We start from the raw sequence: 14,643 nt of genomic DNA on the forward strand, positions 1-14,643 counted from the left end.
CTGCCGAAGCGTTCCCCCGTGCCGGCGGCGGCACGGGAACCCGACTGCGCGCCGCGCGCCGCGGCCGCCGTCTTCGTGAGGGCGGAGGCAAGGTCCGCCGTGGCCGGGGCCTTCACGAGCCCGCCCCGGCCGGGACAATCCGGCGGATCGCGGTCAGGTTGGACTGCTGCTCCCACGCGTCACGGATCTGGATGGTCTTGCCGGGGACGGGCGCGTCGATCGCCTTGCCGTTGCCGAGGTAGATGGAGATGTGGTTGCCGCCGAAGCTGATCAGCAGGTCACCCGGCTTGGCCTGCGCCAGGGACGCCACCGGGGTACCCACCTTCATCTGGTCGCTGACGACGCGGGGAATGTCGACGCCCAGGTCCTTGAAGACCCGTTGGGTGAAGCCGGAGCAGTCCATGCCCGTGGCCGGGTTGGTCCCGCCCCAGACGTACGGCACGCCGATGTACTTCTTGGCCATGGCGACGACGTCGGTGCCGGTGGCGCTGCCCGGCGCGACCGGCGCTGCTGCGGGGGTAGTCGGGAGGGCGAGCCCGGTGAGGGCGCCCAGGCCAAGCCCCGGGGCGGCCCCCGTCAGGGAGGACAGGTCGGTCTGCGTGGTGCCGCCGGTGCCGCCGAGGGCCGCCGTCAGCGCGTCGGTGAACGCGGCGGAGTTCGCGGTTCCGGTGCCGGACGCCAGCGTCGACGCGGCCGAGGCTTTCTGTGCCGCGGCGGTGCTCTGCGCGGTCTGCGCGGGACGGGTCAGTTCCGCGATCATCGATTGGATGCCCTGCATCCGGCCCAGGGCCTCCGCCATGCTCATGAGCGCACCTGCTGTTCGTCCCAGTGCCAGATGGTGGAGGAGATTTCATCCAGGGCGGACTGTTCGGCGCGGAGCTCCTCGGAAGCGACCTCGGCGTGGTGGCGGGCGGCCAGCTTCTCCAGGCCCACCGAGCGGGTGCGCGCGGCGATGAACTCCTCGCGTGCTGCCATCTCGTCGGCTTCGGCCACGCGGCTCAGGGTCTGCAGGTCCGCGAGCATGCTGTGCGATGCCGAGCGGGCCGCCGCGACGGCGCGCATCGACGCCGAGCTGACGATGTCCGGGTCCGTGTCCGCCAGCTGGCGGCGGGCCGAGGCTTCCCGGGCGCGCGCCGAAGTGGATCGTGACCGGGCGCGGGCCAGGCCGGAGGCGGCCTGGTCCTGCTGGATTTGGCGCAGGCGCAACAACCCGGCCAGAGAGAATTGCCGGCTCATGCTGCGGCTCCCAGGATCGACGTGAGGTGGCCCAGCTGGCGCCAGGACTCGGGGTGGGGGGTTGACTCTTCCATCGGCTGCTGCAGGAACGCGGCTACGGCGTCTTCGTTGGCCAGTGCCGCGTCCACGAGCGGGTTGGTGCCTGACTGGTAGGCGCCGACGTCAATCAGGTCCTGCGCGGACTTGCGGGCCGCCATGACCTTGCGCAGGGCTGCGGCGGCCGCCAGGTGGGGCCTTGCGTTGACCTTGGACGCGACGCGGGAGACGGAGCCGAGCACGTCCACGGACGGGAAGTGACCGGTCACGGCGAGCTTGCGGTCGAGCACCACGTGCCCGTCCAGGATGGAGCGGGCCGCGTCGGCGATCGGTTCGTTGTGGTCGTCGCCGTCCACCAGGACCGTGTAGATCCCGGTCACGGACCCGGTTTCGGCGGTGCCGGCACGCTCCAGCAGGCGGGCCAGGATGGAGAAGGTCGACGGCGGGTAGCCGCGGGTGGCGGGTGGTTCGCCGGCGGAGAGGCCGATCTCGCGCTGGGCCATGGCGACACGGGTGAGCGAGTCCATCATCAGCACCACGTCCTGCCCGGCGTCGCGGAAGGACTCCGCGATCCGGGTGGCGGTGAACGCGGCGCGCATGCGCATCAGAGCCGGCTCGTCGGAGGTGGCGACCACGACGACGGAGCGGGCCAGGCCTTCGGGGCCGAGGTCGTCCTCGAGGAATTCGCGGACTTCACGGCCGCGCTCCCCCACCAGGGCGATCACGGACACCTGGGCGTCGGTGCCCCGGGCGATCATGGAGAGCAGCGAGGACTTGCCGACGCCGGAGCCGGCGAAGAGGCCCATGCGCTGGCCCTTGCCCAGGGTGGTCATGGTATCCAGGACCCGCACCCCGGTCTGCAGCGGGGTGTCGATCCGGGCGCGCTTCATGGCGTTGGGCGCCTCGTTGTCGATCGGCACGCGGGGGCCGCTGAGCAGCGGTCCCTTGTCGTCGATCGGCCGGCCCAGGCCGTCGACGACGCGGCCGAAGAGCCCCGGGCCGGTAGGCACCAGGACGTTGCCGCCCTTGGCACGGACCGGGTCCCCGGCGGCGATGCCGGCAAGCCGTCCCAGCGGCATGCAGCGCACGGAGCCGTCCAGGGCGGCGACCACCTCGGCGTCGAGCCCGGGGTGTTCGCCCACCGTGAGCAGGTCACCGAGCGCGCAGTCCAGGCCGGAGACCTCCAGGCCCAGGCCCATGACGGAGGTGACGATGCCGACGCGCTGCGGGGCGGCAGCGGCGAGGGCGGCTTCGAAGTCCGCGGCGCGGGGCCGCCACAGGGTTTTCATGGCCGGGCTCCCGGGGCGGGAGGGGCGGCGGGGTATTGGTGGTCGTCGAGCAGGGCAGCCTTGGCCCGGGCCAGGGCGGTGCCGAGGCTGGCGTCGAGCCAGCCCTGCTGGTATTCGACCTTGGCGTCGCCGCGCTGCAGGGACGGGTCCGCCACGAGCGGCAGCCCGCCGGGTTCGTCCTGGCCTTCGCGGCGCAGGACTTCGATGTCGGCCGGGTGCAGCCGGATGGCCAGCACGGTGGCGGCGTCGGACCCGGAGAGGGCGCGGGCCAGCGCGGCGCGGGCCGTCCGGGTGCCCTCGGCCAGCTCGTAGCCGAGGATGGCCTCGGCCAGTTCCAGGGCGGTGCGGGCCAGCACCTCTTCTGCGTCGTGCAGGGCCTGGACGTTGCGGTGGGCGAAGTCGGTGCGGGCGACGGCCAAGGCACGGACGGCGCGGTCCAGGTCCTGCTGCCCGGCGGCCAAGGAAGCTGCCTGTTCGGCGGCCATCCGGTCACGCCAGCGGCGCTGTTCCTTGGCGGCTGCGCGGACGCCGGCGGCGTACCCGGCGGCGTGGCCCTCGGTGTAGCCGGCCTGTTCGTTGGCGGGGCCGGTGGAGCGCAGCGACGGGAAGACGATCCGGGCAGGGGCCTCCCCCGCCGCGCCCGCCGTCGTCGCGCCCGCCGTCGTCGCGCCCGCGGCGCTCCGCCCGTCAGTAAACATAGTCCTCTTCGTCCCCGCGGTGGATGACGATCTGGCCCTCGTCGACGAGCTCCCGGATGGCGCGGACGACGGCGGCGCGCGCCTCCTCGATCTGCGACGCGCGGAGCGGGCCGAGGGCTGCCATCTCGGATTCGAGGATCTCCAGGTTGCGGCCGGAGACGTTGGTGGTAATGGTTTCCAGAACCTGCTCGGTGGCACCCTTCATGGCCACGGCCAGGACGGAAGCGTCCAGGCCGCGGAGCACCAGCTGCACGTCACGGCGTTCCAGCTTGATGATGTCGTCGAAGGTGACCATCTGCGCGCGGATCTCCACGGCCAGGTCCGGGTCCAGCAGATCGAGGCCGTCCAGGACCGAGCGTTCGGTGCCGGCGTCGGTCCGGTTGATGATCTCCAGCAGCGGCTGGATGCCACCCACCACCTTGGAGGCCTGCTGCGAGACGGCCGCGCCGCCGCGGAGCTTCAGGGTGTCGGCGACGATGCCGATGGCCTCGGGCGCCCCGGAGCCCATGGTGGCGATGCTGAGGGCGACGTCGGCGCGCAGCGAGCCGGGCAGCCCGGACATCACGGCGGAGGCCTTGCGGGGGCTCAGGTGGGCCAGGACCAGGGCGATGGTCTGCGGCAGTTCGCCGTCGATCAGTGCCAGGATCTGCACCGGCTCGATGTCTTCGAGGAACTCGAAGGACTTCCCGGCCATGTTCACCGTCAGGCGGTTGATCAGGCCGGCGGCCTTCTCCGAACCGAAGGAGGCCTCCAGCAGGCCCTCGGCCAGTTCCCGGCCGCCGCGGGCGGAGCGCGGGCTGCTGAGGGCTGCCTCGTGGAAGTCCTTCATGATCTTCTCGGCGGTCTCCGGGTCCACCTTGCGGAGCCGGACGATCTCCGCGGCGATCTCCTCGGCCTCCATGTCGGTCAGCTGCGCCATCACCAGGGCTGCATTGGTGGGGCTCATCTGCATCAGGACGACGGCGGCGCGCTGCGTGCCGGTCAGGGCCTCACCGGTTTTCATGCCGGCTGCCTGTCATCCATCAGGCCCCGCAGGTAGTCGGCGGCCTTCTCCGGGTTGTTGGCCACCATCGCGTCGATTTCCTGCATCCGGCGCTCGGCCTCGAGGACCTCCGGGGCCGGTGCGGGCAGCGGCAAGGGCTCCAGCGGCCGCGCGATCAGCGGGATGGCGGAGGTGGCCGGTGCGGGATCGAGCGCGGTGACGGTGGGGACCGGCGGGAGCAGGTCCAGGCGTTCGCCCAGGTCCACCGGTTCCCGCTTCTGGCGGCGGCGCAGGATGATCGTGATGATGAGGGCCAGGATCAACAGGCCCAGCAGGATGCTGCCGGCGGTGACGAGGGTGCCGAAGAACGCCTGCTGCTTCTGCGCCTCGATCTCGGCCTTGGCGGCATCCAGGGAGGCGTTGGCCTGGTCGGCCGCCGCTGTGCTGAACGGAATGACCTCCACGGTGACGACGTCGCCGCGGTTCTTGTCGACGCCGGCGGCGGAGGTGACCAGGGCCGTGAGGGAGCCGATGTTCAGTCCGCCGGCGGCGGACTGGCTGACGGCCACGGAGATGGTCTGGCGCTTGATGGCTCCCGGCGGGATGGTCCGGTCCTCGGTGACCTTGTTGACGGCGTTGTTCTTGGTCTCCGTGGTGGAGTCGAAGTTGCCGTTGCCGCTGCTGCCGCCGGGCACGGAGATGTTGTCCGGGCCCAGAACGCCGGCGGCGCCTCCCCCGGTTCCGGTGTACTTCTCGGTCTTGGACGACTCGCTCAGCGGCAGGGCTCCGGCGGTGTTGGAGAAGGTCTCGCTCTTCTGCTGTGCGGATTCTCCGGTGACGTCGGCGGCGACGGCCACGGTGGAGTTGCCCGGGCCTACCACGCGGTCCAGGACGGCGCGGACGGCGTCGCCGGTGCGCTGCTGATAATCCGTCGCCTGCTTGGAGGAACTGCCCGCCGTCGTGCCGCCGACCGTGGACAGGACGTTGCCCTGGGAGTCCACGACCGAGACGTTGGAGGGCTTGAGGTTTTCAATCGCGGCGGAGGTCAGGTGGACGATCGCCTGGACCTTGTCGCTGGAGAGGGTCACTCCGGGGGCGGTCTCGATGAAGACGGAGGCGGTGGTGTCCGGGGTCTTGGAGACGAAGACGGTCTTCTCGGGGATGGCCAGCCGGACAGCGGCGGTCTTCACGCCCTCCATGGCGCCGATGGTGCTGGCGAGTTCGCCTTCGAGGGCGCGCTTGTAGGTGACCGACTGCTGGAACTCCGAGGACGTGACGCCCATCTTGTCCAGCAGCGAGTAGCCGGTTGCGGCTGCGGTGGGCAGGCCCGCGGAGGCTGCCTTGAGCCGCTCGTCGTAGACCTTTTCCTGCGGCACCAGGACGGTGGCGCCGCCGTCGCTGAGTTCGTAGGGGACGCCGTCCTTTTTCAGCTGGTCAACGACGGCGCTGGCGTCGGCGCTCTTCAGCCCGGAGAACAGCGGCGTCAGGGTGGGCTTGGACAACCAGGCCGAGAGCGCCACGATGCCTACCACCAGGAGGGCGGCACCGATGACGGCCAGGGTGCGCTGGCCGGTGGTGAAGCTTTTGAGTCCGTTGCCGAAGCGCTGGAAGAAGATGGTGATCTGCGGAGGCATCAGGCCTGCATCCTCATGATCTCGTTGAACGCGTCAACGCCCTTGTTGCGCAGGGACGCGACCAGTTCCAGGGTCACCTGGGCGCGGGTAGCGGCGATGGTGGCGTCCTGGATGTCGTTGAGGTTGCCGGTGACGGCGGAGACGGCCAGCTGGTTCGACGTCGACTGGAGTTGCTGGAGGTTATCGACGGCGCCGGTGAGGGACGCCGCGAAGCCGGAACCGTCGGTGCCGGACACGGCCGAGGCGCCGCCCACGTAGTCCGTGGGCATGACGCCCTGGACCGGGGCGATGGGGGAAACAGGCATCAGGATCGTCCAATCTCAAGGGCAGCCATGTAGGTCTCACGGGCGCGGTCCACCACCTGGGCGTTGGCCTGGTAGCCGCGCTGGGCAACGATCAGGGAACCCATCTGTTCGGCCATGTCGATGTCCGGGTATTTGACGTTGCCGTTGGCATCGGCCAGCGGGTGGTCCGGCTGGTAGACGATCCGGCCGGCGCCGCTGCCCAGGGGTGTGCTCTTGACGTAGACACCCTCGCCGCCGGTGTTTTCGGCCGCCTCCACATACTTCTGCTGGAAGGCGTTGCCGGAGGTGGCGGAGACGTTGTTCATGTTCGCGAGGTTGTCCGAGACGGCGTCGAGCCACTTGCGGTGGACCGTGAGGGCGGAGCCGGCGATGCCGATGGCGTCAAAGGTCATGAGCTGGTCCTCATTGCCGAACGGACGCCGCTGAACTCGTAGCCGATCGCCCGCGAGGCGAACTGGAAACGGAGCACGGTGTCGATGTTGGAAAGGGTCTCGGTATCCAGGTTCACGTTGTTGCCGTTGAGCTGGGTGGGTTCCAGGGAGGACGCCGTCGTGGCCTGCACCCGGCCGTCGCCGGACTGCACCGACTGGGCCAGGGCATCCTCGAAGCTGACGCGCTGGGCGTGGTAGTTCGGCGTGTTGACGTTCGCGATGTTGTTCGCGATCGCGCGCTGGCGCTGGGACAACCCGTTGAGGGCGCTGGCCAGGGCGGCGGAAGTCACGGATTCGAGCACAGAGTCCTGCCTGGGAAAGGGTGGGGCTTGGCCGATCCGTGGCCGGGAAACGAGCGATCCGTGCTCTTACTGTGGTTATCGGCACAGCTCAGGGCCGCGTTAGGGAAATTTGAAACAACTTTGTCGGGAGGGTTTTGCCGAACGCCGGCGACCGGGACTGGCGGCGGAAATCAGCCCTGGACGTCGAGGTACACGGCCCGCGACGGGGAGCTCAGGCTCGGGACGGTGCTGAGCGCGTGGAGCTGGCGGGAAACGTCCTGTTTGGCCGCCTCCAGGCGTTTGGCGACGCGCTCCTGCGCGGCGGAGAGGGCCATGGCGCGGCGCCGGGCCTCGGGAGGCAGGGGTCCGCTGAGCACCGGCGGGCTCCAGCGTTGCACGGGCAGCGCTGACTCCGGCTGGTGCAGCGGCGCCGAGAGCGGCCCGAGCGGATCATTCAAGGTTCTCTCCGCGGCAGTCACGGCCATTTCCAGGACGTCCAGCACCAGGAGCCATGCGGCAGCTGCGGGATCATCCGGCTGCCCGGTGCGATTGCCCTCCCCCAAGGAATCTTGTTCAGCCAAAGCCCAGGCTCCCGCTTCCCGCTCCGGAGGAGGCAGCCCAGGAACCTGCGGCGGCGAAGGACGACGGCGCCGCCGCGGTCCGGGCAGGCTGTGCCGCGGGGATCGCTGCCGCGGCCTCGTGCCAGGCCTGGCGCAAGGGTTCCAGCAGGTCGATCGCCTCCCGGGTCAGCTCGGGGTTCCGCTGGATGTTGGCGTTGACCAGGGCCGTGAAGGCGTAGTTGTAGAGCCCCAGCAGCCCATCCGCGCCGTCCCAGGAGTCGGTCTTCAGGGAGGAAATCAATTCCGCGATGATGGACTGGCCATGGAGCAGGTTTTCGGAGGCGACCTGCCAGTTGGCGGCCTGCTGCGCAGTCTCTGCGCGGCCAAGGTCCAGCAGCAAACGGTCGTAGAGCATGGTCAGCAGTCGGGCCGGTGGTGCAGACAGTACGGAGTCCTCCAGGTACTGGTTGCGCTGGCTGGTGCCGTAGCCAGCACCGAAGCCGCCGAGGGGGTTGCTTGTCATTACTTGGAACTTCCGGTGGAGAGGCCTGCCAACTGCGAGGACAGCCAGGACTGTTGAGCCTTCATGTTACTCATGGCCACTTCAAGGGCCGAGTAGGTGCTCTTGAGCGTCGCTTGGCGGTCCGCGAGCCGGGTGTCCCAGTCGCTGATCTGGCTCGCCAAGTCACTGACCTCGGACTGCTGGCCCTTGATGGTGGTGGTCAGGGAGCCGGTGTAGGGATCCGAGCCAGCCTTCGCAGCCGCCGCGATCCGCCCGGCAATTTCCTGCACCTTGGCCTTCGTGCCTGCCGGGTCGGCGGCCAGGGCCGCACTGAACTTGGTGGCGTCGAATTCCATCGTGCCGGTCTTGGTGATGCTGATGCCCATGTCCGACGGCGATGTCGGCGGCGTGCCGACAGGCAACGAAGCGGCAGACAAAATGTCCTGATTCACGGAGCGAACCGTGCTGTCGCCGGAGAAAATTCCGGCGGAGGTCGTCGTACCGGTGGTCGTGGTGCTGGTGCTGACGGCGGTCCGGCTGGCCACATAGGCAAAAATTCCGTTGACACCGTCCACCAGGTCCGAGGCCATCTTGGTGATGCCTGCGTTGTCGCTGGCGACCGTCAGCGTCGCGGTTCCGGCGGTGACGTCCTTGGCCGTGATGGTCACTCCGGGGAGCAGGTTGGTGAAGGTGTTCGTCGAGGAGGTCACAGTCTGCGCGACGGCCGAGCCCGGCCAGAGGGTCGCCTGCGCGTCCTGTGCGGTCTTGACGTCCGTGTAGGTGGTGCCCGGGTCTGTAATGGTGAAGGCGCCGGCCGTTCCGGACTTGGCGGCGGTGAACTGGAGACGGAAATTTCCGCCGCCAACGTCGACCTTGCTGGCGGTGACGCCCGAGCCGGAGGCGTTCACCGCGCTGACAACGTCATCCAGGCTGTTGGATGCCGGAGTGACGGTGTAGTTCGCGCCGCCGGTGTTGATGGTCAAGGTGGTGTAGGGCCAACCTGTCACCCCGTTCACCATGGGCGTCACCGTGACCTGGGTCTGGGCCAGCCGGGTGACCTGGAAGTCGAGGGAACCGGGCTTCGCACCGCTGGACGTCGTCGTCGTGACGTTGGGGCTGGTCGTGGTGGCGGTATAGAGGTCCAAAGCTGCTGGCTTGGCGGCGGCAGTTGCCTGCGTGGCCAGGGCGGCGACCTTGCTGTTCAGCCCCTGAAGGGCCGACACCATGTTTTGGACGTCGTAGGACTTGTTCTTGAGCAGGGTCTGGGGCAGCGCCTCGGTCTGCATGATCGAGCTGATCAGGGCGGTGGTGTCCAGTCCGCTGGCCAGTCCGTCGAGGGAAATTCCCATCGCTGCCTCTCCTTGCTGAAGAAGTTCGTCTTTGTCGCTTATTTTTTGGGGTATTGGTGTTGCACGTAAGGGCCGGACGATGGTTATGCCATCATCCGGCCCTTTCGCGGTGATCGGGGGTGTATCTTCGTCCGACCAGGTGGAAGGCTCCTAAGAATTAGAAGCCTGCCGGATCAGGCCTAGCGCAGGAGGGAAAGAACGCCCTGGCTGGACTGGTTGGCCTGGGCCAGCATGGCGGTGCCTGCCTGGGACAGGATGTTCGCCTTGGTGAACTTGACCATTTCCGACGCCATGTCGACGTCGGCGATGCGGGACTGTGCGGCCTGCAGGTTCTCACCGGCAACGTTAAGCGACTTGATGGTGTGCTCAAGACGGTTCTGCGCGGCACCGAGGTCGGCACGCTGCGCGGAGATGTTCTTGATCGCGGTATCGATCTTGCCAATCGTGGCCTGGGCGTTGGTGGCCGTGTCCACAAGGAAGTCGCCGGCAGTCGTGGCGCTGGACAGCGCACCGACTGCAGTCGACACGTCGCCGACCTTGATCTTGATGCTGTCGGTGCCGGAGGTGCCGCCGGTGCCGACCTGGATCTCCAGGGAGCCCGGGGTCGCCGTGGCGGTAACGCCCGCGCCGGTTGCACCCTTCAGCAGGTCGATGCCGTTGAAGTTGGTTCCCTTGGTGAGGCGGTCCAGCTCCTGGCCCAGGGAATCGCCTTCGTTCTTGATGGCGGTGCGGGCGTCGGCGTTGTTCGTATCCGAGGCACCCTGGACAGCGAGGTCACGCATGCGCTGCAGGATGGAGTGAACCTCGGTCAGGGCGCCTTCAGTGGTCTGGATGACCGAGATGCCGTCCTGCGCGTTGCGGGCGGCCTGGGCCGAACCGGTCACCTGGGCCTTCAGGCCCTCCGAGATAGCCAGACCGGCCGCATCGTCGCCGGCGCGGTTGATGCGCAGGCCGGTGGACAGCTTCTCCAGGGACTTGGAAAGGTCGCTCTGAGTAGCGTTCAGGTTGCGGTACGAGTTGTTCGCCGCGAGGTTGTTGTTGATAACGAAGCCCATGGTATTTCCTCCGTGAGTTGGGACTGTAAGCGATGGCCCATCCGTGGGCCTTCAGGAGTAGTTATCGCCCCGGAGGGGAAGCTGGTAAGGAGAAATCGAAAATTCTTTTTGGCGACATCCGCCGACGTCACCCCAGCAGTTATCAGCCTTATTCCTGCTAACACCTGCGAAAACCCTGCCGATAGTTTGTACGAACCCTGCTGCGGTCCGCACCGTCCGCACGTTGCACACCGCCGCAGTAGGTACCGCTTAACCCGCGCATCATCGACACCACTGAGGGAGCCGTCCGGATCATGGCCATCCACGAACTTTCTGCCTTGCTTTGGCGGGAGCGTGAACTCCTGGACGTACTGACTTTTAAGCTCGAAGAGGAGCAACTGCTCCTGACGTCCGGCAAATCACGCTGGCTGCCGCACGGCACCAAGGAAGTCGAGCAGGTGCTCGGACACCTGTCCGAGGCGAGCCTGGCCCGGACCATCGAGGCCGCGGTAGTCGCAGAAACGTGGGGGCTTCCGACGGACGCGACGCTCAGCGAATTGGCAGCGGCCGCGCCGGAGGGCGCCTGGGCCGAGGTGCTGACGGCGCACCTGACCGCACTGACCCGACAGACGTCCCTCATCAAAGAGCTCCGGGACGCCAACGAGCAGTACCTGCGCTCTGCCGTCCGATCCACCCAGGAGTCCTTGGCGGATCTGCGACCGGCCGCAGCCGGCACCTACGACGCCCAAGGGAAAACCGGGAACTCCGCCGGCTCACGCATCTTCGACCAGCGATTCTAAGGAAGCGACCATGAGTACCTTCGGCGCCCTGAATACCGCCTATCGCGGGCTGACTGCCGCACAGCAGGCCATGACGGTGGCCGGCCAGAACATCGCCAACGCCGCGACCGACGGTTACACCCGGCAGCGGGTCGAGCAGTCCGCCATCGCCGCGCCCGCCCAGGGCCTGAACGGCTCGGGGCGCCCGGAGGTGGGCCAGGGGGTCTCCGTCGACTCCATCGCCAGGCTCGGCAACACCAGCCTGGACGCCAGCGTCCGCTCCGCCAGTGCACAAGCCGGTTACGCCAGCACACGCTCCGCCGCGCTCCAGGGAATTGAAGGCGTGCTCCAAGAGCCCGGAGACAATGGCATCTCCACAGCTCTGCAGGGCTTTTGGGCCGCCTGGCAGGGAGCCGCCAGACAGCCGGACGACGACGGGCCCAAGGGCCTGCTGCTGACTGCCTCCAACTCCCTCACTGACAAAATTTCGACCGGGTACCAGGCCCTGCAGGCTCAGTGGAGCAGCGTCCGCGCCAAGGCCTCCGACGCCGTGGACGCCGTCAATGCTGCCGCCAGCCAGGTCGCGGCCTACAACGCGACCATCCGCTCCACGGTCGCCGCCGGCGGCACAGCCAACGAACTGATCGACGCCCGCGCAAAGCTCACTGAAACCATCGCCCGCCTGGCCGGCGGCACTGTCCGGGAGCAGCCGGACGGCACCGTGGATGTCCACATCGGTGGGAACGCCCTGGTCATGGGCACCTCCGTCCGTACCCTGGCGTTGTCCGGGCAGTCGACGGACGCCCTCGGCGCGCCCGTGCAGCTGCTCTGGAAAAACCCTGATGGCGTCGCCTCAACCGATGGTGGGGAAATCGCCGGAGCGCTTTCGGTCCTTGCCCCGGCGGCCGGCGGCAACGGAGGCGCAATCGCGGAGGCAGCCGCCTCCTACAACGGGTTTGCTAGCGCTTTAGCCACAGCCGTCAACGCTGTCCACCAGACCGGCACCACGGGAAGCGGCACCACGGGCACGGACTTCTTCACCGTCACCGGCCCCTCGGCCGCGCTCGGTATCAAGGGACCGATCTCCACCTCTGCAGTGGCCCTCGGCAAGTCAGGCGCCGGCGCGTTCGACACCAGTGTCGCCGACGCCATGTCCCAGCTGGGCACCGGCTCCACGTCCCCGGATAAGCTCTGGTCCGGCATCGTCACCGGCATCGGGGTGCAATCCCGGGGAGCCCAGCAACGCGAGGACCTCGCCGCCGCAACCCAAGCCTCCGCGGTGACGGGCCGGGCATCCCAGACCTCCGTCAGCCTGGACGAAGAAAACGTCAACCTGCTCACCAACCAGCACGCCTACCAGGCGGCGGCACGCGTCATGACCGCCGTCGACGAGGCCTTGGATGTCCTGATCAACCGCACCGGCCTGGTAGGAAGGTAGAACCATGCTTAACCGCGTTACAAACCTGACCATGACCGCGGCGGCGCAGCGGACCCTGCAGACGCAGCAGTCCAAGCTGGCCGACCTGCAGGACAAAGCGAGCACGCTCAACAAAATCTCGCGCCCCTCGGACGACCCAGCCGCCACCGCGCAGGCACTGGAAACCAGGGCGTTGCAGGCCGCGAATGCCCAGTACGGCCGGAACATCGACGACGGCAATACCTGGTTATCGGCGGCCGACTCCGCCCTGCAGCAGGCCAGCAACGTGATGCAGCGGATCAAGGACCTCACCGTCCAGGCCGGCAACGGCACGCTGCCGCAGTCCGGCAAGGACGCGATTGCCAACGAACTGGACTCGCTGAACCAGGACCTCATCAACGTTGCCAATTCCAAACACCTCGGCCGCAACATCTTCGCGGGCAATTCAGACAAGGCAACGCCCTTCGACGGCGCAATGCCGCCGACGTTCGTCGCCGCCGGGACCAGCCCGGTGGAACGGCGCATCAGCGAGACGCAGACCGTGCGGGTGGACGCCGACGGCGGCACGATCTTCGGCAGCGGTACCGGCTCGGTCTTCGATACCGTCAATAAACTGGCTACGGACCTGCGCAACGGCGCCGACACCATGCCGCGCGTGAGCGAGATCGACGACGCCTACAAGAAAATCGTCAACGGACGCGCCGACGTCGGAGCGCGCCAGGCGCAACTGGACCGCGCCGGCACCGTCAACACAGGAATGGAGGCTTCCTTGGACGCCCAGCGGACCGGGATTGAAAAAGCTGACCTCGGCAGCGTGATCATGGACCTGAAGCTGCAGGAAACCAATTACCAGGTGGCCCTGGCCGCCACGGCGCGGGTCCTGCAGCCCACGCTGATGGACTTCCTGCGATGAACTCCGTCCTGAGCAGCACCCCAGTGACCTTCACCGCCCCCATGCCGGGGCTGGAAGCGGTCCACGACTTCGCGCTCCGCAGCATCGACAGCGCCCCCGGACTCTTCGCCCTCGAATCGGAGTCCGCGCCCGTGCGGCTGTTCCTGGCGGACGCCGCCGTGTTCGTCCCCGACTACAGCCCCCGCCTGCCGCGCCCCGCGCTGGAGGCCCTTGAGCTCTCCGACGGGGAGTCGCCCCGCCTGCTCGTGGTGGTCAACCACTCCCCCGAGGGCACCACCGTGAACCTGATGGCGCCGATCGTGCTGAACGAGACCGCCCGCAAGTGCACCCAGCTGGTGCTGGACGGCAGGGAGTATCCGCTCCGGGCAGTCCTCGGCGCCGCCTAAAAGCTGTAACCGGCCCGGCTTAGCGCCTACCAGTAGTGCCCGACGTCGATCACCAGCCGTGAACCGGCGTCCGGACCCGGCAGCGTGAACACCCGGAACGGCAACCTGGCCCGCACCCCGAGCCCCAGGGTGCTGTACCCCTCGAAACTGCCCGCCCAGGCGACCTGGCGGAACGTCCGGTATCCGGTGACATCAGTCAGTTCGTTCTTGTTGGCCGGCGAATACGTGGCCTGCCCGGCGTCGTCGTAGGCCGGTGAATTTACCGTGATCTGCAGGAACGCCTGGCCGCGCAGCGGTACCGGCATCCCGGAACCCTCCTGCGCCACCTGCGGAACGTACCGCACGGTGTACCCGCCTGCAGGCCCCCTGAGGTCAACCACCAGCCGGTCGTAACAGTAATGCTGGCCGGTCCGGACGTTCGTCACCGGAGCCCGGCCCATCGCCGGATCCGATTTGGCCAGCGAGCCCCAGACCTGCCCGCAGTACGGCGCTGCGACGGCGGCCCCGGGAGCCGCCAACAGCAACCCGGCCGCGAGCAGCAGGGCCATCAGCCAGCCTGCAGGTTTCCGTGAACGGATTCGAGTCATCACTGCCACCCCTCGGGCCACCCGGATTTCATGCTTTTCCCGGATTCTTCCAGCGTAGGCCCGCTGTCGCCGGACGGGGAGGGCCCAAGGTCCGGCGGTCCATCAAGCGTGACCCGTCATCAACCGCAGGTAACGCCAGTATAGGAATGCAGTACACAAAAGCGCCCGGCGCCGCTCCCCAAGGGAGTCGGCGCCGGGCGCTCAGGCGGTAAAAACTGGTACGG

18 protein-coding genes are annotated in these 14,643 nt (G+C 68.2%); 4 read left to right on the plus strand and 14 right to left on the minus strand.

Annotated elements, in window-relative coordinates; genetic code table 11:
• Positions 1-112 precede the first annotated feature (112 nt).
• The 13 genes from AB0305_RS20280 to AB0305_RS20340 form a co-directional block, all read right to left on the minus strand.
• Positions 113-805, minus strand: a complete 693-nt coding sequence (locus tag AB0305_RS20280) for a C40 family peptidase (protein WP_364138797.1) — start codon at positions 803-805, stop codon at positions 113-115.
• Positions 802-1,236 (minus strand): flagellar FliJ family protein, encoded by a 435-nt coding sequence (locus AB0305_RS20285; protein WP_364138798.1) that lies wholly within the window; start codon positions 1,234-1,236, stop codon positions 802-804. The genes AB0305_RS20280 and AB0305_RS20285 overlap by 4 nt, the downstream gene beginning before the upstream one ends.
• Entirely contained in the window at positions 1,233-2,561 is a 1,329-nt protein-coding gene (locus tag AB0305_RS20290; protein ID WP_364138799.1) for a FliI/YscN family ATPase, read from the minus strand. The genes AB0305_RS20285 and AB0305_RS20290 overlap by 4 nt, the downstream gene beginning before the upstream one ends.
• On the minus strand, positions 2,558-3,259 hold the full coding sequence (locus tag AB0305_RS20295) for a FliH/SctL family protein (RefSeq protein ID WP_364138800.1): 702 nt from the start codon (positions 3,257-3,259) through the stop codon (positions 2,558-2,560). The genes AB0305_RS20290 and AB0305_RS20295 overlap by 4 nt, the downstream gene beginning before the upstream one ends.
• Positions 3,249-4,262: a flagellar motor switch protein FliG gene (gene fliG, locus AB0305_RS20300; RefSeq protein WP_290258756.1), complete on the minus strand. Its 1,014-nt coding sequence runs from the start codon at positions 4,260-4,262 to the stop codon at positions 3,249-3,251. Before fliG ends, AB0305_RS20295 begins: the two co-directional genes overlap by 11 nt.
• Positions 4,259-5,875 carry a flagellar basal-body MS-ring/collar protein FliF gene (gene fliF, locus AB0305_RS20305; RefSeq protein ID WP_290258758.1) on the minus strand — a complete coding sequence of 539 codons (1,617 nt, stop codon included), beginning with the start codon at positions 5,873-5,875 and terminating at the stop codon, positions 4,259-4,261. The genes fliG and fliF overlap by 4 nt, the downstream gene beginning before the upstream one ends.
• Positions 5,875-6,180, minus strand: a complete 306-nt coding sequence (gene fliE / locus AB0305_RS20310; RefSeq protein WP_290258759.1) for a flagellar hook-basal body complex protein FliE — start codon at positions 6,178-6,180, stop codon at positions 5,875-5,877. The genes fliF and fliE overlap by 1 nt, the downstream gene beginning before the upstream one ends.
• Entirely contained in the window at positions 6,180-6,572 is a 393-nt protein-coding gene (locus tag AB0305_RS20315) for a flagellar basal body rod C-terminal domain-containing protein (RefSeq protein WP_364138802.1), read from the minus strand. Before AB0305_RS20315 ends, fliE begins: the two co-directional genes overlap by 1 nt.
• Positions 6,569-6,913, minus strand: a complete 345-nt coding sequence (gene flgB / locus AB0305_RS20320) for a flagellar basal body rod protein FlgB (protein WP_290258761.1) — start codon at positions 6,911-6,913, stop codon at positions 6,569-6,571. Before flgB ends, AB0305_RS20315 begins: the two co-directional genes overlap by 4 nt.
• Positions 6,914-7,083: 170 nt before the next feature.
• Complete coding sequence (locus AB0305_RS20325) at positions 7,084-7,473, minus strand: hypothetical protein (protein WP_364138803.1); 390 nt, start codon at positions 7,471-7,473, stop codon at positions 7,084-7,086.
• The gene (locus AB0305_RS20330) at positions 7,466-7,975 is read right to left on the minus strand and encodes a flagellar export chaperone FliS (protein ID WP_364138805.1); all 510 of its coding nucleotides are present in this window, start codon (positions 7,973-7,975) and stop codon (positions 7,466-7,468) included. Before AB0305_RS20330 ends, AB0305_RS20325 begins: the two co-directional genes overlap by 8 nt.
• The gene (gene fliD, locus AB0305_RS20335; RefSeq protein ID WP_364138807.1) at positions 7,975-9,303 is read right to left on the minus strand and encodes a flagellar filament capping protein FliD; all 1,329 of its coding nucleotides are present in this window, start codon (positions 9,301-9,303) and stop codon (positions 7,975-7,977) included. Before fliD ends, AB0305_RS20330 begins: the two co-directional genes overlap by 1 nt.
• 179 nt (positions 9,304-9,482) lie before the next feature.
• The gene (locus AB0305_RS20340) at positions 9,483-10,358 is read right to left on the minus strand and encodes a flagellin (RefSeq protein ID WP_364138808.1); all 876 of its coding nucleotides are present in this window, start codon (positions 10,356-10,358) and stop codon (positions 9,483-9,485) included.
• A 293-nt stretch (positions 10,359-10,651) separates the two neighbouring features.
• Between AB0305_RS20340 and AB0305_RS20345 the strand changes: the two genes are divergently transcribed.
• Genes AB0305_RS20345 through AB0305_RS20360 form a run of 4 tightly spaced genes read left to right on the plus strand, consistent with a single transcriptional unit; the run spans position 10,652 to position 13,832 of the window.
• A complete protein-coding gene (locus AB0305_RS20345) occupies positions 10,652-11,137 on the plus strand; it encodes a flagellar protein FlgN (protein WP_364138810.1) in 486 nt (161 codons plus the stop codon).
• Positions 11,138-11,147: 10 nt separating this feature from the next.
• Positions 11,148-12,554, plus strand: a complete 1,407-nt coding sequence (gene flgK, locus AB0305_RS20350; protein ID WP_364138811.1) for a flagellar hook-associated protein FlgK — start codon at positions 11,148-11,150, stop codon at positions 12,552-12,554.
• Positions 12,555-12,558: 4 nt separating this feature from the next.
• Entirely contained in the window at positions 12,559-13,446 is an 888-nt protein-coding gene (gene flgL, locus AB0305_RS20355) for a flagellar hook-associated protein FlgL (RefSeq protein ID WP_364138813.1), read from the plus strand.
• The gene (locus tag AB0305_RS20360; protein ID WP_364138815.1) at positions 13,443-13,832 is read left to right on the plus strand and encodes a flagellar assembly protein FliW; all 390 of its coding nucleotides are present in this window, start codon (positions 13,443-13,445) and stop codon (positions 13,830-13,832) included. The genes flgL and AB0305_RS20360 overlap by 4 nt, the downstream gene beginning before the upstream one ends.
• 26 nt (positions 13,833-13,858) lie before the next feature.
• Here AB0305_RS20360 and AB0305_RS20365 read toward each other — a convergent pair whose 3' ends face one another.
• Positions 13,859-14,419: a hypothetical protein gene (locus AB0305_RS20365; RefSeq protein ID WP_290258770.1), complete on the minus strand. Its 561-nt coding sequence runs from the start codon at positions 14,417-14,419 to the stop codon at positions 13,859-13,861.
• Positions 14,420-14,643: the final 224 nt, after the last annotated feature.

The organism is Arthrobacter sp. NPDC080086, from assembly GCF_040702285.1.